Genomic DNA, 16,744 nt, shown 5'->3' with positions numbered 1-16,744 from the left:
GAAGCTTGGACATTGGGTATGGTGCGGTCGAGAGGACTTGAACCTCCACGGTGTTGCCACCACTAGAACCTGAATCTAGCGCGTCTGCCAATTCCGCCACGACCGCATATGCCGTTGTCCCATAAAGGTGGTGGAGGCTGACGGGATCGAACCGCCGACCCTCTGCTTGTAAGGCAGATGCTCTCCCAGCTGAGCTAAGCCTCCGCTCCGTCCCGCAAAGTGAAACGGAGGCTTCTCAGCAGATCCGAGTGCTTTGCGGGGGGTCCCCCGGACAGGGGCCAGGGGCTTTTCCTATGGTGACCCGTAGGGGATTCGAACCCCTGAATGACAGCGTGAAAGGCTGCTGTGTTAAACCACTTCACCAACGGGCCAGGTGTTTGATGGCGGATGGAGTGGGATTTGAACCCACGAGACGAGTTATCCCCGTCTACACGATTTCCAATCGTGCTCCTTCGGCCTCTCGGACATCCATCCAGATCGTTTTTGCCGTTCTCTCATCGGCAAGAATTAATCTATCACATCTCCAAAGCTTTTTCAAGTGGTATTTTAAAATTTTTTTCTGGTTAAAAGAGAAGATGTTGGCCGTGCGCTTGTTTCATTGTACCGGTTCCGCTTTCGGAAGGCAACGAAAAGGCCCCTTGTTCACAAGGGGCCCTTTTCGCGCAGCAGCGGGACGGCAGTCAGGCCGCCGCTCGGTCGATTCTCCTTTCGCCCCGGTTTACACGCGGTCGATCGCTCCGTACCTGTGGACATCGTCCGCAGAAATCCGCGCCAGTTGATTCAAAAACTCGATTTGAAAACGTCCCGGCCCCTCCGCTCCTCTGCCGGCAGCAGCCAGCTCCGCCGCCACGCCATAGCTGACGAGAGCGGACGCCCCCGCCAGCAGCACGTCTTTCTCCACCGCAGCAAACGCGCCCAGAACGGACGTGAGCAGACAACCCGTTCCCGTTACTTTGGTCAGGATGGGATGGCCGTTGCGGATGAGGTAGGTGGTGCGGCCGTCCGTGATGACATCCTCTTTCCCCGTGATTACGACGGTCGTGCCCAACAGCTTCGCCGCCGAATGCGCGAGCGAGACGGCATCGCCGCTCCCTTCGCCCGCATCGACACCTTTGATCGCCCAGTTCTCGCCGATCACATGAGCGATTTCCGCAGCGTTGCCGCGAATGACGGACACCCGGACCTCCCGCATGATCGTTTGGGCCGTTTTCGTCCGATAGGCGGTCGCTCCCGCTCCCACCGGGTCGAAAATGACCGGCACGCCGTGCTGATTGGCCGACCGGCCCGCGATCAGCATGGCCTCCACCTCCGCCTCATTCAGCGTGCCGATGTTCAGCACCAGCGCGCCGGCGATCCTGGCCATGTCCGCCACCTCTTCCTTGGCGTACGCCATGACAGGCGAAGCGCCCAGGGCCAACAGGCCGTTGGCGGTAAAGTTGGTGACGACGACGTTGGTGATGTTGTGGACAAGGGGATTGGCCTCACGCACCTTCTCCAGCGTGTTCCCGATGTCTTGAAGCAATGTCATGAAAAGCGCCTCCTGATCCTTTGGTGGTTTGTCCCCTCATTATCTCACAAGATCGAGGCTGGAGACAGACAAGTACGTACACAAGCGGCCCTTTTGCCGCAAAAAAACCCCTCCCGGCAAACAGCCGTACGCGCTGTTTTTCCGGGAGGGGTTCGCGTTGGATGGACCGGCCGGCGATTCACTCATCCGGTCTGAAGCCGGTCCGGCATCAATGGTGCGGCAGGGTGAGCGAGCGCGGAATGCTTTCCGTTTCGGCTTCGGCGCGATCGTGTGCCCGCCCGCCTGCGGCTGCGGTCCAGTTGATCACCCGGCTGGCAATCGCCACCGCCAGGATCGTGTAAAGCGTTTCGCGGAGCGGCAGGTACAACAGCGACAGGCTGAGGACCAGCGCGTCCAGCAGGAGAAAGACCGTCCCGATCGACAGACCGGTGTGACGGCTGAGCAGCACGGCCAGGATGTCGTCCCCGCCGGTGGCGCCGCCGTATCGCAGCACGATCCCCGCCCCCCATCCGGTCAGCAGGCCGGACAGCAGGGCGGCCAGCGGCATGAAGCCGCTCAGATCAATGTGCAGCGGCGAGAACCGCTCAAACAAATCGTAAAAGCCGGAAAAGGCGAAAGAAGCGATCATCGTGTTGGCCAGAAACTGGCGTCCCTTCACGTGAAAGGCGACGAGAAACAGCGGAATGTCGAGCGCCAGCGTCATGATCGCCGGCGACAGGTCAAACGCGTACTTGGCCAGCAGGGCCAACCCGACAAACCCGCCCTCCGACAAGTGGTTCTGAGCATTGATGTGGTAATACGCAAAAGCCAAAACAAACGCGCCGAACACAATCCAACACAATTGTCGAACGTACGCAACTGCTCTCCTCATCTGGTATTCCTCGCATCGTACACCGTTTTGGCGCGGGCGCCCTTCCGGCTACGGAGGAACTCCGGACGATTCGATCTCGTTTCATATCCACAATCTCGCTTTCGTAGCAGGTTGGGTCGCCCGAGAGACGATCAACGGCTACGTCGCTAGATGTAGGAGAGGTCATAACGTTTCCAGACGGTCTTGTACGGACCCATCGGTATCAAGATCCTTTCCTGTTTCATGGCTCTATTTTACCATATACAGGGTGTGCTGGCGAACGTGCGTACGGCGCAAAAGCCGGCGCCTCCCGGAAAAATCGCGCCTTTCCCGCGTTTGGGCCTGCCTGCTTCACTGATCCCGGCTCCTAGCTCCCTGTATCTTGCGTTTTCGCCGGTCTGTACGCACCTGTTTTCATGGCGGCTCCCCGCAGACGGTTTTTACGGCCAGGGGCGCAAATCAGGAAAAAATGCCCTACTGCAATCGGCAAATGCCTCCTATAATGGTGTCCAACAACGATTGATACCGACATCCAGAGGAGACACGAATGAAACCACGACAGATCAAGACAATCATCACATTAGCCCTGCTGCTCGGCGCCGCCTCCCTCCCTGCGGAGCCGGCGCAGGCGGGCGGCATCCAAAGCGCAAAGGTAGCGGCCACCTCGCTGAACGTCCGCAGCGAGCCGAGCATGGACGCACCGATTGTCGGCTCCCTGCCCTACGGCACCCTCGTATCCATTTCCCAGGAATCCTACGGGTGGGCCAAAATCAGCACCGGCCGGACCAGCGGCTGGGTGGCCGGCTATTATCTGAAAAAAGGGGACGAGCCCGGGACGAAGGGAACAGCCGGCAGCGTTCGTCCCGCCCAGCCGGCTTCCGTTTCCAAACGCGGCACGGTCCTGGCCGACGCCCTGCGCCTGCGCAAGGGACCGGGGGTGGAACACCCGATTCTGCAGGTGCTGCCCCAGGGAACCGCGCTGGAGATTACCGGCCAGCAGCAGGACTGGCTGCGCGTCCGGACACCGGCCGGGGCAACCGGTTGGGTGTTGGGGAGCTATGTCGGGACGGGGACCAACGCCCCCCGAACGGAACAGAACAGCAGCGCGCAGGCAATCGGCGCAAACGTGAACCGGACGCCGGGTTTGAAAGGTAAGGTCATCGTCATCGACCCCGGGCACGGCGGCATCGACGCCGGCGCCCTCGGGACAAAATACGGCACCCAGGAAAAGACGGTCAATCTCCAAACCGCCCGTTACGTGGCGGACAAGCTGCGCCAGCTCGGGGCCCGCGTGACCATGACCCGCACCGGGGACGGGGACAGCCCCGCTCTGTTCCAACGGGTGGCTCTGAGCGAAACCCTGGGAGCCGACGCGTTTATCAGCATCCACTACAATTCGTCGCCCAAACCGGCAAGCGGGACGTTGACGTTTTTCTACCAGGAAAAGAAAGATTTGCCCCTGGCTCAGGCGATTGAAGCCCGCCTCCGGGATCTGTACGGCATGAAGAGCAACGGCCTTTCCTTTGGGGATTATCACGTCCTGCGGGAAAACGACCGGCCGGCCGTTCTGGTGGAACTGGGGTTTCTGACCAATCCGAGGGACGAGGCGATGATCCGGACGGCGGATTATCAGCGGCGGGCGGCGGAGGCGATCGTCGCGGGGTTGAAGGATTATTTTGGCGGATAAGGAGAAAGACACTTTTCGTACAGCTTGGGAGCGGTGAGGACCGCTCCCTTGATCGAAAGCGTTGTCTCCGGGGTACGGCAGCAGTCTCTCTTGGAATAGACACTGGCCCCCCTGATGGAAAGGTAGGGGGGCGTTTTTCCGGCTATGAAATGGGATTTTTTCAATGCCCGGGGTCATACACATTCATTACCACTTGCTTGGAATCAGACGTATCCATTGTTTTATCGGGAATATTTACAGCGAAAACCATAACGAAGGACATGATCATCATCCATATTGTTTTTTTCATTGGATTACACCTCACAATTGTTTTTGTATGTCATAACTTCATCATATACCTCTTTTATCCGTTGAATCGATTTCAAATCGATCCCTTTCTTATGCAGAGTGAAATATGAGAGCAGATCACTCATGGATGCGGTAATTTCTTCATAGGCCCTGATTTTACCATAAGAGCGGATGCTATTGAGATAGCTTGTCAACCCCTCGTCAAACTTGCCTGCTCTAAATTGATACGTCCCTTTATATTTATAGTACTCCCCTAGTGACGCATGTTTATATGGAGTGTTCACATGAAAAGGTAGAAATTGATCCTCTGCCTCAATAAGTTCAGTAATTGACGTGAAGTCGTCCATTTTTAAATAAATTTCTAACAATTCATTTATAACATGGATTCGCGCAGGTTGCTTATTTCCTCCAGGCATTTTTTTAACATGGGAATCGCTTGATCATATTCGCCTTTTTTTTGCTTTCACAATGGCACGAGTAAATTTGGCTGATTCCTCCACAAAATCATAACCAAACGATTCATAGTCGGGTAAGAGACTTTCTATGGGATCATAGTTGCCTGTCAACAGATACGAGTTTATCATTGCAAGAAATGCTCTAGCCGTTAGTTCGGTTTCAGCCGTTTCCAACGCAAGGCCCGCTTTACAGAACTCAATACATTGCTTGTATCGTTTGGTGTTATGGGCATGGAGCGCCATTCTAAAATAAAAGACAATCTGTTCTTCACGTGACAGAAAACCTGCATAATGAATAATCTCCTCACCAATTCTGAATGATTCTTCCAGGCGCTTCAAGTCAAGCCTTTCAATCAGATATTGTTGCAGCAACCCTTTTGCAATGTATGGAGGTACCCCTCGTTCTCTCGCGTATGTAACGATGAGGTTGTACAGAGACAGCCTGGCTTCGGTATTCGTTACAGCTCCTGTGAAGGTATACAGTCGTTCTAACGAGGTATAGGTATCCTCGCGCGGCGATTCGAGAAACTTTAACGCGACTTTTGAAGCCAATGGTATGTCAGAAAACTCAATCGCTTCCGAGATCAGCTCAAGCAGTACGTCCGGCCGCTGCTCCACATCCATGTAGCATTCCAAGAGTTGTTCGTAAGGAATGTCCAGGATACTGGCTATGGCTTTGATCGTCTTCCATTCCGGGCGTTTTGTATCTCCGTTTTCAATCTTGGAGATAACTGCTTTATGAATGCCTGCCAGGTTTGCCAACTGTGTGATGGTTAGGTTCGCTTGCTCTCTGTATTTCCGTATGAGTTCACCGATGGTTGTGTACAGTAGTACGTTTCCACTTCCCCCCCCATAACAACTACCTCCCTGTAGATTCCTTTATTTACTTCTTTTTCCTTTTATCAACTATAGCACACTACTTTATTTTTGTTAATATTTTTTAATTTTATGCTATATTCATTACGGTGAACTTATCTCAATGGTCTGCCAGGAGAAACTCCATTTCATTCGCAAAAGAAAAAGGCAGCCGTCCCCATCGAAAGGGGTTGTTGGCTGCCCTTCTACTCTTGCATCACAATATATTCTATAACTGGCCACGATGCCACCAAGAGAAGCACGGCGGCGCTCACTCGCCCCGCTTCCTACCACTCCATCGGCAATCCCACATAGTTCTCGGCCAGACTGGTCGCGGCGGCGCGCGAGGACGTCACATATTCCAGTTCGGCCAGTTGAAGCTGGCGTTCGAGCGGTGAGTGGTCATGGTGGCGATGCAGCATCGATGTCATGTACCAGGAGAAGCGCTCTGCCTTCCAGACCCGGCGCAGACATGTCTCCGAATACCTCTCCAGCCATTCGGTTTTGCCGGACTTGTAGAAGGCATCCAGAGCGCGGGCCAGAACCTGGACATCGGCAACGGCCAGATTCAGCCCCTTGGCGCCGGTCGGCGGGACGATGTGAGCAGCGTCGCCGGCGAGGAAAAGCCTGCCGTACTGCATCGGCTCGCAGACAAAACTGCGCATGGCGACAATGTTCTTCTGGATAATCGGCCCCTCGATCAGTGTCCAGCCATCCCGGGTGGAAAGCCGTTCGTGAAGTTCAAACCAGATCCTGTCATCGGACCAGTTGGCGATATCATCCTGCGGATCGACCTGAAGGTACATGCGCTGAATTTCCGGGGATCGCGTGCTGACCAGCGCAAAGCCGCGCTCGTGATTGGCGTAGATCAGCTCCGGGGATGACGGCGGCGCTTCGATCAGGATGCCGAGCCAGCCGAACGGATACCGTTTTTGGTATTCCTTGCGAACGCGGCCCGGGATTGAAGGGCGGCTGGGCCCATGGAACCCGTCGCAGCCGGCGATAAAATCGCAGCGCAATTCCTGACATTCTCCATTCTTGTTTGTGCGAAAACGGATCTTCGGTGACGAGGTATCGAGATCGTGCAGGCTTACCTCCCCCACGTGAAACACGATCTCACCGCCCGCTTTCAGCCGGGCCTCGATCAAATCCTTGATCACCTCATGCTGGGCATAGACCGTGACACGTTTTCCCTCGGTAAGCTCGTGGACGTCGATCCGGTGACCCCTGCCGTTGAAGCGCAGTTCGATCCCGTGGTGGAAATGCCCTTCCCGCATCATCCGCCCGCCGACCCCCGTCTCGTTCATCAGGTCCACGGTCCCTTGTTCCAGTACGCCCGCCCGGATCGTTCCCTCGATCTCTTCACGCGTCCGGCTCTCGATGATGATTGACTCAATGCCCCGCAGATGCAGAAGGTGCGAGAGCATCAGTCCCGCCGGACCGGCTCCGATGATTCCCACTTGTGTGCGCATCGTTACATCCTCCCCTACACGCCCAGATACTGATGCTGGATGTCCTGGTTGGCGAGCAGCTCTTGCGGCGAGCCCTGCCACACCACTTGCCCTTTGTTCATCACCAGCACCTCGTCAGCCACGCTGCATGCCAAATAAAGGTTTTGTTCCACCAACAGGATGGAAAGCCCGGTTTTCTTCAATCTGTCGATGATCTCCCCCACCTGCTCGATGATGACCGGCGCCAAGCCTTCCGACGGTTCGTCCATGAGGAGAAACCGGGGATTCGTCATTAACGCCCGGCCGATCGCCAGCATCTGCTGCTGGCCGCCCGACAGTTGGGTGCCCCTATTGTGTTCCCGTTCCTTGAGGATTGGAAACAAGTCGTACACCGCCTCCAAGTCCCAGCGCTTCCGTCCCGCCTCCGTGTCGCCGCTGTCTCTGGCGGACACCGTCAGGTTTTCCCGTATGGTGAGCGACGGGAAGATACGTCTGCCCTGCGGAACCAACCCGATGCCGAGGCGGGCGATGTGATGAGGCGGCAAGCCGGAAATCGATTTGTCCCTGTACGCAATCGTCCCCTGCCTGGGAGGCGTCAACCCGGCGATGGAATGAATCGTCGTCGTTTTTCCGGCTCCGTTTCTGCCGAGCAGGGCGACGCACGTTCCTGTGGGCACTTCAAAGGAGAGCCCCTGCAGAATATGGCTGTTTCCGTAGTAGGTATGAACCCGGTCAAGCTTCAGCATACAGCGGCGCACCTCCCCCGAAGTAGATCTCTTTCACCCGCTCGTCTCCGCGGATCTCCTCCGGGGCGCCGCTCAGGAATACTTCACCGTGGTGCAGCACCGTGATCCGGTCCGCGATGGAAAAGACCACATCCATGTCGTGTTCAATCACCAAGAGGGTAATGGAACGCGGCATGCTTTGCATCAGCCTGGTGGTTTGAGCGGTTTCCGCCGGCGACATGCCCGACGTCGGTTCGTCCAGAAGCAGCAGGCGCGGTTTGGAGGCGAGGGCGAGCAGCAGTTCCAGGAGCCGCTGTTCCCCGTACGAAAGCTGGTTCACGACGCAGGCCCGCCGTTCCCACAGGTCCCACTGCTTCAGCAGTTGTTCCGCTTCTTCCAGCAAGTCCGTATATTTATAGAAGGGTTTAAAAAAATGGAAACGGTACGGCTTGCATGCGGCAATTGCCAGATGCAGGTTTTCTTCGACGGTCAAGTTGTCGAACAGATTGTTTTTCTGAAACGTTCTCGCCATCCCGACGCGTACGGCCGTATAGGGAGGAAGGCCGCTGATTTGCCTGCCGTTTACCGTGACAACCCCTTCATCGATTGGCAGCGTGCCCGTCATGCAGTGAAACAGCGTCGTTTTCCCGGCGCCATTGGGCCCGATCAGCACATGCCGCTCCCCGGCCTGTACGTCCAGCGAAACATTCTTCAATACCTGCAAGCCGTTAAACGATTTGTGCACGCGTTCAACCTTTAAGAGACTCAAAGCCGCTTCCCTCCTTCGGCAGCACATTCTTTTCCCGGCCGGTACGCCGCTTCGATTGGAGATGGCTCCACACAAGCGATGCGAGGTGAATCACCCCGCCTCGCCCGTACAGGACCAGGCAGACAAACAGCAGCCCCATGATGATCGGCCAGCGTTCCGTGTACGAGCTGATGTAGTTTTGCAGGATGACAAAAAAGCCGGCGCCGATGGCCGGTCCGAGTAACGTACCGACGCCGCCGACGATCACCATGATCAGGGCCTGACCGGAGAACATCCAATGCAGAAGGTCGGGCGAAATGTACTGGTTGAAGTAGGCGTAAAGAGCTCCCGCAAATCCGGCTATCATGCCGGACAGCGAATAGACGGTCAGCTTGTACAGGTGCGTGTTGTATCCGAGCGCCGTCATCCGCGATTCGTTTTCCTTTATCCCTCTCACGCCCTTCCCCAGCGGGGACGACAGAAACACGCGAAGCATATAGTAACACGCCAAAAAGGCAGCGGCGGCTACATAATAAAATGCCAACCGGCTCTCGATGGCCCCGAAGCCCAGGTTAAAGCTCTCGGATACCGCCTTGCCGTCCGCTCCCCCGGTTACGCCCTCCATTTTGTAGGCGATCGCGTACAGCATTTGTCCGAACGCCAACGTGATCATTAAGAAATAGGCGCCTGACGAGCGGATAAACATGAGACCGGACAGAAACGCGACGATTCCCGCTGTCACCACCGCCGCGATGAGCAGCAGCCAGGTATTGTCCACATGCTCGCCGATCAACGCCACGGTATAGGCGCCGATTCCAAAAAAAGCCGCGTGACCGAGGGACACAAGCCCCGCAAAGCCGATGATCAGCCCCAGACTCATCACAAACATGGCGATAATCAGCACTTCGCTTGTCAATTTCAACCCATACGAGGTGAGGATCAGGGGCAGAAGCATCGTAGCAGCGACAAAGGCGACGTGTAACGCAACCGTCTCTTTTTTCAAGCTGCCGCCCCCCTTCCAAACAGACCGTTCGGCTTCATCAGCAGCACCGCGATCATGATCAGGAACACCATCGCCATCGTGAACGACGGGAACCAGACGCGCCCCAGCGTATCGACCACACCGATGACGATCGCTCCGATGAAGGCCCCTTTCCACGTCCCGAGTCCGCCAACCACAACGATGACGAGGGAGGAGACCAGTATTTCCGCGTCAATGCCCACATACATCCCCATGATCGGCCCGCCCAACACACCGCTTAATCCGGCCAGCGCCGCCCCCACGGCAAACATGCACGTAAACACGACGTTGATGTTGATGCCCAGCGCGGAAAGCATCTCCCGGTCGTCAACGCCGGCCCGTATAATCGCGCCGATACGCGTTTTGCTTTCGATATACCACAGCAGCACGGCAAGCAGACAGCCGACCAGAATGACAAAGATCCGGTAGGCGGGGAACATCATCCCGCCGACATTCAGCGAAACGTCCAGCGCTTCTGGAACCGGCAGTGTCAAAGGGCTTGACCCCCAGATCCACTCCACCAGATCGGCAAAGATAAAGGACAGCCCGAACGTCAGCAGCACCTGCTCCAGCTCCCTGCCGTACACCCGTTCCAGGAGCCATTTTTCCACCAGAACGCCCAGGATGGCGACGACCGCTACGGACACAAGCAAGGACGGCCAAAATCCCATGTGACGCACAACCAGCGAATACGCGATGTACACCCCCGCCAGGTAAAAGGCGCCATGCGCCAGGTTCACAACATTCATCAGGCCGAATATGATCGACAACCCCGCCGCGATCATAAACAGCAGCATCCCGTAGGCCAACCCATTCAAGATATGCATAACCAGTGATGATGTCACCATCGTCCCCTCCTTTCCCCTCTCCGGCACATGGGGGCATGCGCTCCCCCGTTTGCGCATGCCGCTTACTTCGATGCAGCCGGAGGAGTTTCCGGAATTTTCAGTCCTTTAGCCGCTATTCCCATGATTTCCTGTTCGATCTTCCCGTCTTTCCACACGTTTTTCGCCACATACATATCCAGCGCCAAATTGTGCGTGTTCGGATCCATCGCCAGCTCGCCGCGCGGACTGCTGAAGGTGATGGTTTTCAACACCTTGATCAATTCCTCCGACTTCGTACTGCCTGCCGTTTCGATCGCCTTGGCGATCACCTGCGCGGCATCATAGCCTTGAACGTTGAAGTAGTTGGGGGTATCCTTGTATTTCTTCGTAAATTCCTCGACAAACGCTTTGTTGGTCGGATTGTCCAGCGAGGCGGTATACATCGTGGCCCCAATGATTCCTTCCGCCGCTTTTCCCGCCGGATCGGTAACCAGCGGGTCCAAAAACTCCTGCGTGCCGGTCAGCGGAATCCTGCCGTTCAGTCCAAACTGCTCGTACTGCTGGACGAAGCGGATGGCGTCCGTACCGGACAAGAACGAAAAGACAAGATCCGGTTTCGTCTCCAGAATTTCCGTCAGGTACGTGGCGTAATCGTTGGTCCCCAGCTTGGGCCACGCTTCCTTGATTACCTGGCCGCCCGCCTTCGTGAACGCCTCTTTGAACGCTTGGATCGTTTCGTGGCCGGCCGGGTAGTCAGGCGCCAGAACGTATGCCCGTTTCCCGACATGCTGGGCGATGTATGCAGCGCCAGGCGTGCCGTCCTGCCAGTTGGAAATCGAGACGCGGTAAATATAATCGCTTTTCTTGTCCCACGAGATGTCGTTTGCCGCTGCGTTCGCGTCGATCAGCACGATTTTGTCCTTTTCGATCACGTCGCGCAGCGCGTACACGACGGAAGAGGAAATCGGGCCGACCAGCAGATCAACCTTCTCGCTGTCGACAAGCTGCCGGTATTTGCGCAGGGCGACCTGGGGATTGGCCTCGTCATCCTCATACTTGATCGTCACAGGCCGATTTCCGATTTGATTGCCATGCAGTTCGAAATACAGTTCCATCCCTTCCTTGATGCTTTCCGACAGCGGCGCAAAATTCCCCGAGAAGGAAAGAATTGCGCCGATTTTGACAGGTTCTCCCTCACCGCCTGATGCGGTTTGGCTGCCGCACGCGCTCAGAAGCAGCAGCAGCGTCAGCAAGGCGGAGATCCATGCACCGCTCTTTCGTGTGTTCCCTTTTCCCATCATCGAATGGCCCCCTTTTTCTCTCGATTTCGTTCGGATGCGGCGATACCCTTGTAAACGCTGTCAACTCTTTCGATACGCTTCCCTGCCCGTGCTCACAAAAACATGCTGAGATTCTTTACCCCCAATACGGCTTGGTCGGGATAAATCGTCCGCGCGGCGATTTTCCATTGACCATGTACGTTTCGCAGCACGTCCACCCGCTCACCGAAGATCTCTTCCGCCTCGATCTCGCCGGCTCTGCTCCGTTTGCATAAAAAACAGCTTCTGACCGTCAGCGCATCGTTGGGAAAACACGATTCCACCAGGATGTTGGAAACAAAATGACGGGTCCGCGGAGGAGGGTCTTCCGCCCACGCCGATGTGGTTCCCAGCCTGTTTACCCGGGTAGTCAAGGAGGTTTTGCTCTCTTCAAAAAACGTCATGTCCTCCACAATCGTGGAACCGTCTTTCCGTTCACGGGTAGCCCGCAGGGGCATTCGATACACGATGTCATCCGCCAGCAAATCCAGCCATTCGGCAAATCGCCTGCTGTCCAACAAGAACGCCTCATAATGGAGAAAGTTGGTGATGTGAAACTGCAGTTCAGGATTCACAGCCGTTTTCACCTGCGCTTTCCTCCTCTTTGGACATGAGTTCCAGCCAGTACTCATGGGTCGCTCGATGAATCGCGTCCAGATAACACGTGGGATAGGCAACGCCCGGGCCGGGGAATGTTTCATCAGGCAGTACCCGTTCCAGGCCCATCAGATAATTGAGCAGATTGTTGTAGCTCAAATCCTTGCTGCGGGCCATATGCCCTTTGCTTGCGTGGACGATCCTGGCCCATATTTCCGTGTCATCCTGCTCCAGTGTGCCGGACGGGCCAAACGATCCCACATACCCTTTGTACGCGGCCTCCTTGTACGCTTCGGAAGCGGCTTTGTCGATCAAAAACCAGGACCAGATTTCGATTTTTTCCGGTCCCAGCGGACGCCACAGCCGAACGTTCAGGTAATTGTGCAGATGTCCTTCGCTTCCGTGCACGGGACTGTTAAACGATAGATTGGGATAGATGGAGCCGACGAACACGGTCGTTTTCGCGAATACTTTCAATTGATCCGCGTTTAGATTTCGTTCAAACATCGGCCACATCTCCTGCGGCAAGCCCTGATAAGGAGGCCGCTGCGGTTTGCCGGGAGCGGTAGCGGTAATCACGTTAATCCCGTGCCCGTTTTGCAGCACAACCTGATGTCCGTACCCGGCATACAGCGGGTCTTGCGGACTGATCCCCAGCTCCACCGTCGATCTGTGCGTCGTTTGCACGTGATAGGGGTCACCGGCGAAGTTTTCCAGGCCTACCTTCCAGTTGGCGTGCACCACCCAGCGCTGCGGAAGTCCTCTCACTTCCATGCCGCCATCGCTTCGTCCCAGGATGATGTCCATGTACCATTTCATATCGCCCAGATAATCGTCCAGCGGCATGGCGGCGGGGTCCAGGTTTCCAAAAATCATGCCCTGATACCTCTCCACTCGCGGAATGGGCCGAAGCCCCCACTCGTCCTTTTTCATTTCCTCGCCGTACACCTTGTCGCCGGCCACCACGCCGATCAGGTCGCCGTCCAGGTTGAACGTCCAGCCGTGATACGGACACGTAAACGCTTTCTTTTTTCCGAAATCGGCGGTACACAACTGCGTCCCCCGATGCGGGCAGGAATTCAGGAACGCCTTTATCTCCCCGCTGTTTGTTCTGACCAGCAATACAGGGTCATCCACCATCCATCGGGTCACATAGCTTCCGGGTTCGGGCAATTCCGATTCATGCGCCAAAAACTGCCACGTGCGGGCGAATATCCTCTCCAATTCCAGTTCATAGATGTGCGGATCGGTAAAGATCCATTGAGGCAGCAATCCCTGCTCCATCTTTTCCCGAAGCCCCTGAAAGATGCGGTTGTCAACAGAATGTTTCAGCATGATCCACGCCTCCTTTCCATACTGCTCCCCATTTCCAATTGTCACTCCGCCATCAGTGTTTGAAACCCGGTGGCGCCTGAGGAATCGGGCGGCCACGCACACAGATCGAACGGATAGTCGGAACCGGGAACGACCCGGTCGCCTCCGACCAGATCGATCAGGCAGCGGATTCCCGCGGGATTCCACAACACCGTGTCATACCAGAACCGTTTGAGATAGTCGCGCGGAGAGGCCTGCAGATGGGCGTTCACCGCTTTCCATTTGGCATATCCTGTCTCGAGTCGTCCGATCTGATAGGGAAGATACCCGCCCCCGTGCGCCAACAGGATCTTCACGTTGGGGTATTTGTCCATGAGACCGCTCAGCATGAGATCGACGGCGCATACGGTTGTCTCCCACGGAACTCCGATCAGATTTGCCATCATCCGCTGCCCCAGCCTCGCGTCTACGCTCAGCAGCGGGTGCAGGAAGAGGATCGCCTTTTGATGATCGGCTTCCTCCCAAAACGGTGCAAACTTCTCATGCGACAGCAGGTTTCCGGACCATGAGGTGGCGATGATCGCTCCTTTCAATCCCAGTCCCATCGCGTCGCGCAATTCGTTTGCCGCACGGGCGGGCTCCTGCAGCGTCACGGTGGCCAGAGCGGACAATCGCTGATGGTGCGCCCCTGCCCAGGCGGCAAGAGAGCGGTTGTAAACCGACGCCAGCTCCGCTGTGACTGCTGCCGGACAGTCATAGAGAAACAACTGGGGAATCGGCGAAACGAGGGAGTGCGTCACCCCCGCCTGTTCCTGCTCCTCGAGATACAGCGCGGGGTTGATGAACGCTTCCTTCAGCTCAAACTCCCAGGTTCCGTTTACGCGGAGGAAATCCGCCTTTGCCGGATCACGCTTGATCCACGCGGCATTCACGTCATGCGCGTGACTCTTCAGCCACTGGATCACATCGGGTGGAATGACGTGCGTATGGACGTCGTACATGTTTTGCCTCCCAACCGTGATAGGATGGCGCCTATCTGTTTTCCGCTTCTGAAATTGGCGTTCCGCCTACGCCCCAATGGCTTTTGGGGATTTCCGCGACGATGACGCGAATGCGGTCCCTGGGGGAACCCAGTTCGGCCGCCACCGTTTCCGTTACATGGGCAATCAAGGACCTGATCTTTTCCTTCGGTCTTCCCTCCAGGATTTGAATGGTGATAATGGGCATCTGCCTTTCTCCCTCCCTGCAAACGAATTACGCCCGGACGAGAAAGCCGACCGAACCCAGCCCATCCAGTCTTGCGCTGACGGCGTCTCCGGGCTGCAGCATCACCGCACCGGTAATGCCCCCTGTTAAAATCGTTTGTCCGGCCTTCAGCTTCAATCCCTTGCGTGCCAGCATATTGGCCAGCATCGCCACCGAGTTGGCGGGATGCCCCAACACAGCCGCTCCCGCTCCCATCTCCTTCAGCTCACCGTTGATCGACAGCGTGACCCCCACCAGATCCAGCTCCAGTTCGTCGGGCCGCTTCAGCGTCGTTCCAAACACCACGCGGGAAGAGGAAGCGTTGTCTGCGATCACATCGGGAAGGGTAAAGTGAAAGCGTTCATACCGGCTGTCGATGATCTCCAGCGCGGGCATCACATGCGCTGTCGCTGCCAGCACCTGCGCGCCCGTAACGCCCGGCCCCTCAATATCCCGGCCGAGAACAAACGCGATTTCCGCTTCGACCTTGGGATGAATCAGGTCGCGGAAGGAGATCTCGCCGCCGGATACGACCATGTAGTCAAAAATGAAGCCATAGATCGGTTCCTCCACATTCATCTGCTTCATCTTCGCCCGGCTGGTCAAGCCCATTTTGGGGCCGACAATCCGGTATCCCTGTTCCAGCTTTTTTCCCACCAGAACTTCTTGAATCTGATAGGCATCTTCCACCGTAAGCTCCGGGTATTGTTCCGTAATGCGGGTCACTTCCCGTTTTTCCACCTCGGCGCGATTCAGCCATTCTGCAAGCGAAACAGCAGTCGCTCTATCCATACCGTTCCTCCTGGTTGACGGCAGCGCCCGTTTTTTGCCTTGCCAATTCGGCGGCGATGTCCACGATCATGTCTTCCTGACCGCCTACCACTTTGCGCCGTCCCACTTCCATCAAGATATCGCGGGAGTCGAGCGAAAACGTTTGGGCCGCTCGCCGGGCATGCAGCAGAAAACTGGAATAGACGCCGGCGTAGCCCAACACGAGACTGTCCCTGGTGATCTCCTGCGGCGCTGCCAGGATGGGCGCCACGATCTCTTCCGCCGCATCCATCAGCTTGTAGACGTCAATGCCGGTTTTGATGCCCATTTTCTCCAAGACGGCCACCAGCACTTCCGTCTGCGTGTTTCCTGCGCCCGCCCCCAGGCAGCGCATGCTGCCATCGATGCGGGTGGCGCCTTCTTCAATGGCCGCCAGGGTATTGGCCATCGCCAGTGACAAATTGTTATGGCCGTGGAAGCCGACATGGACGCGCAGGCGCTGCCTTAGCGCACGAACCCGTTCGCGAACCTGATGGGGAAGGAGAGCGCCGGCCGAATCCACGATGTACACCGTTTCCGCTCCGCAGCTTTCCATCAGGGCGGCCTGTTCGACCAGCTTCTCCACCGGTGCCATGTGCGCCATCATCAAGAATCCGACGGTTTCCAAGCCCAATTCCCTGGCCGTCTGAAGGTGCTGGGCAGACACGTCGGCTTCGGTCACGTGCGTCGCAATCCGCGCCATTTTCACCCCCAGCTTCGCCGCTTCCTTCAGTTCCCGTACCGTCCCGATCCCCGGCAGCACCAGCACGGCCACTTTCGATTCCCCAGAGACGGAGACGGCCGCTTCGATCAGCTCCATTTCGTTTGTGCGGGACAACCCGTACTGCAGGGACGAGCCGCCCAACCCGTCGCCGTGCGACACTTCGATATAAGGAACATGGGCTTCTCCCAATGCCCGGGCTACACGCGTCACCTGCTCGACCGTAAACTGATGGGCAATGGCGTGGCTGCCATCGCGCAGGGCCACTTCCGTGATGAACAAATCGCGCTCCATGCTCATCCG

General features: G+C 56.7%; 16 protein-coding genes and 4 tRNA genes. 1 reads left to right on the top strand and 19 read right to left on the bottom strand.

What is annotated here, in order from left to right; translation table 11 throughout:
* Positions 1–19: 19 nt before the first annotated feature.
* From FOI68_RS14950 to FOI68_RS14925, 6 genes are all read right to left on the bottom strand, one after another.
* Positions 20–106: transfer RNA gene (locus FOI68_RS14950), tRNA-Leu, on the bottom strand.
* A gap of 22 nt (positions 107–128) precedes the next feature.
* Positions 129–204 (bottom strand) — tRNA-Val (locus FOI68_RS14945).
* 90 nt (positions 205–294) lie between these two features.
* Positions 295–371 (bottom strand) — tRNA-Glu (locus tag FOI68_RS14940).
* Positions 372–381: 10 nt separating this feature from the next.
* A tRNA-Ser gene (locus FOI68_RS14935) sits at positions 382–474 on the bottom strand.
* Between the two features lie 244 nt (positions 475–718).
* A complete protein-coding gene (gene thiM, locus FOI68_RS14930) occupies positions 719–1,528 on the bottom strand; it encodes a hydroxyethylthiazole kinase (protein WP_143863642.1) in 810 nt (269 codons plus the stop codon).
* A gap of 208 nt (positions 1,529–1,736) precedes the next feature.
* Positions 1,737–2,399, bottom strand: coding sequence for a YitT family protein (locus tag FOI68_RS14925; protein WP_081904126.1), 663 nt, complete (start codon positions 2,397–2,399; stop codon positions 1,737–1,739).
* Between the two features lie 526 nt (positions 2,400–2,925).
* Here FOI68_RS14925 and FOI68_RS14920 point away from each other — a divergent pair.
* Complete coding sequence (locus FOI68_RS14920; protein WP_143863641.1) at positions 2,926–4,065, top strand: N-acetylmuramoyl-L-alanine amidase family protein; 1,140 nt, start codon at positions 2,926–2,928, stop codon at positions 4,063–4,065.
* Between the two features lie 728 nt (positions 4,066–4,793).
* On the opposite strand, the gene FOI68_RS14915 is transcribed toward FOI68_RS14920, so the two are convergent.
* The 13 genes from FOI68_RS14915 to dmpG form a co-directional block, all read right to left on the bottom strand.
* Positions 4,794–5,612 (bottom strand): helix-turn-helix domain-containing protein, encoded by an 819-nt coding sequence (locus FOI68_RS14915; RefSeq protein ID WP_370512132.1) that lies wholly within the window; start codon positions 5,610–5,612, stop codon positions 4,794–4,796.
* Positions 5,613–5,950: 338 nt separating this feature from the next.
* Complete coding sequence (pobA, locus tag FOI68_RS14910; RefSeq protein WP_044897844.1) at positions 5,951–7,135, bottom strand: 4-hydroxybenzoate 3-monooxygenase; 1,185 nt, start codon at positions 7,133–7,135, stop codon at positions 5,951–5,953.
* Positions 7,136–7,149: 14 nt separating this feature from the next.
* Positions 7,150–7,860, bottom strand: a complete 711-nt coding sequence (locus tag FOI68_RS14905) for an ABC transporter ATP-binding protein (protein ID WP_029099873.1) — start codon at positions 7,858–7,860, stop codon at positions 7,150–7,152.
* Positions 7,847–8,608, bottom strand: a complete 762-nt coding sequence (locus FOI68_RS14900; RefSeq protein WP_143863640.1) for an ABC transporter ATP-binding protein — start codon at positions 8,606–8,608, stop codon at positions 7,847–7,849. Before FOI68_RS14900 ends, FOI68_RS14905 begins: the two co-directional genes overlap by 14 nt.
* On the bottom strand, positions 8,589–9,590 hold the full coding sequence (locus tag FOI68_RS14895) for a branched-chain amino acid ABC transporter permease (RefSeq protein ID WP_044897846.1): 1,002 nt from the start codon (positions 9,588–9,590) through the stop codon (positions 8,589–8,591). The genes FOI68_RS14900 and FOI68_RS14895 overlap by 20 nt, the downstream gene beginning before the upstream one ends.
* Positions 9,587–10,456, bottom strand: a complete 870-nt coding sequence (locus FOI68_RS14890; RefSeq protein WP_143863639.1) for a branched-chain amino acid ABC transporter permease — start codon at positions 10,454–10,456, stop codon at positions 9,587–9,589. The genes FOI68_RS14895 and FOI68_RS14890 overlap by 4 nt, the downstream gene beginning before the upstream one ends.
* 62 nt (positions 10,457–10,518) lie before the next feature.
* On the bottom strand, positions 10,519–11,736 hold the full coding sequence (locus FOI68_RS14885; RefSeq protein WP_143863638.1) for an ABC transporter substrate-binding protein: 1,218 nt from the start codon (positions 11,734–11,736) through the stop codon (positions 10,519–10,521).
* A gap of 92 nt (positions 11,737–11,828) precedes the next feature.
* Entirely contained in the window at positions 11,829–12,341 is a 513-nt protein-coding gene (locus FOI68_RS14880; protein ID WP_255433531.1) for a 3-phenylpropionate/cinnamic acid dioxygenase subunit beta, read from the bottom strand.
* Positions 12,319–13,686: an aromatic ring-hydroxylating oxygenase subunit alpha gene (locus tag FOI68_RS14875; RefSeq protein ID WP_029099867.1), complete on the bottom strand. Its 1,368-nt coding sequence runs from the start codon at positions 13,684–13,686 to the stop codon at positions 12,319–12,321. The genes FOI68_RS14880 and FOI68_RS14875 overlap by 23 nt, the downstream gene beginning before the upstream one ends.
* Positions 13,687–13,727: 41 nt before the next feature.
* A complete protein-coding gene (locus FOI68_RS14870; RefSeq protein WP_143863636.1) occupies positions 13,728–14,666 on the bottom strand; it encodes an amidohydrolase family protein in 939 nt (312 codons plus the stop codon).
* A gap of 31 nt (positions 14,667–14,697) precedes the next feature.
* A complete protein-coding gene (locus FOI68_RS14865) occupies positions 14,698–14,892 on the bottom strand; it encodes a 4-oxalocrotonate tautomerase (protein ID WP_035295333.1) in 195 nt (64 codons plus the stop codon).
* Positions 14,893–14,919: 27 nt separating this feature from the next.
* The gene (locus FOI68_RS14860; RefSeq protein ID WP_065066894.1) at positions 14,920–15,702 is read right to left on the bottom strand and encodes a 2-keto-4-pentenoate hydratase; all 783 of its coding nucleotides are present in this window, start codon (positions 15,700–15,702) and stop codon (positions 14,920–14,922) included.
* Positions 15,695–16,735, bottom strand: a complete 1,041-nt coding sequence (gene dmpG, locus FOI68_RS14855; RefSeq protein ID WP_143863691.1) for a 4-hydroxy-2-oxovalerate aldolase — start codon at positions 16,733–16,735, stop codon at positions 15,695–15,697. Before dmpG ends, FOI68_RS14860 begins: the two co-directional genes overlap by 8 nt.
* Positions 16,736–16,744: the final 9 nt, after the last annotated feature.

Source organism: Brevibacillus sp. LEMMJ03 (assembly GCF_007197875.1).
Taxonomy (GTDB): Bacteria; Bacillota; Bacilli; order Brevibacillales; family Brevibacillaceae; genus Brevibacillus; species Brevibacillus thermoruber.
The sequence above is the reverse complement of the archived record's forward strand: the minus strand, read 5'-3'. Positions and strand labels throughout refer to the sequence as shown.

Coding starts and splice junctions, on each gene's coding strand:
- thiM (WP_143863642.1), bottom strand. CDS start 1,528: ATGACATTGCTTCAAGACATCGGGAACACGCTGGAGAAGGTGCGTGAG.
- FOI68_RS14925 (WP_081904126.1), bottom strand. CDS start 2,399: ATGAGGAGAGCAGTTGCGTACGTTCGACAATTGTGTTGGATTGTGTTC.
- FOI68_RS14920 (WP_143863641.1), top strand. CDS start 2,926: ATGAAACCACGACAGATCAAGACAATCATCACATTAGCCCTGCTGCTC.
- pobA (WP_044897844.1), bottom strand. CDS start 7,135: ATGCGCACACAAGTGGGAATCATCGGAGCCGGTCCGGCGGGACTGATG.
- FOI68_RS14905 (WP_029099873.1), bottom strand. CDS start 7,860: ATGCTGAAGCTTGACCGGGTTCATACCTACTACGGAAACAGCCATATT.
- FOI68_RS14890 (WP_143863639.1), bottom strand. CDS start 10,456: ATGGTGACATCATCACTGGTTATGCATATCTTGAATGGGTTGGCCTAC.
- FOI68_RS14885 (WP_143863638.1), bottom strand. CDS start 11,736: ATGATGGGAAAAGGGAACACACGAAAGAGCGGTGCATGGATCTCCGCC.
- FOI68_RS14875 (WP_029099867.1), bottom strand. CDS start 13,686: ATGCTGAAACATTCTGTTGACAACCGCATCTTTCAGGGGCTTCGGGAA.
- FOI68_RS14870 (WP_143863636.1), bottom strand. CDS start 14,666: ATGTACGACGTCCATACGCACGTCATTCCACCCGATGTGATCCAGTGG.
- FOI68_RS14865 (WP_035295333.1), bottom strand. CDS start 14,892: ATGCCCATTATCACCATTCAAATCCTGGAGGGAAGACCGAAGGAAAAG.
- FOI68_RS14860 (WP_065066894.1), bottom strand. CDS start 15,702: ATGGATAGAGCGACTGCTGTTTCGCTTGCAGAATGGCTGAATCGCGCC.
- dmpG (WP_143863691.1), bottom strand. CDS start 16,735: ATGGAGCGCGATTTGTTCATCACGGAAGTGGCCCTGCGCGATGGCAGC.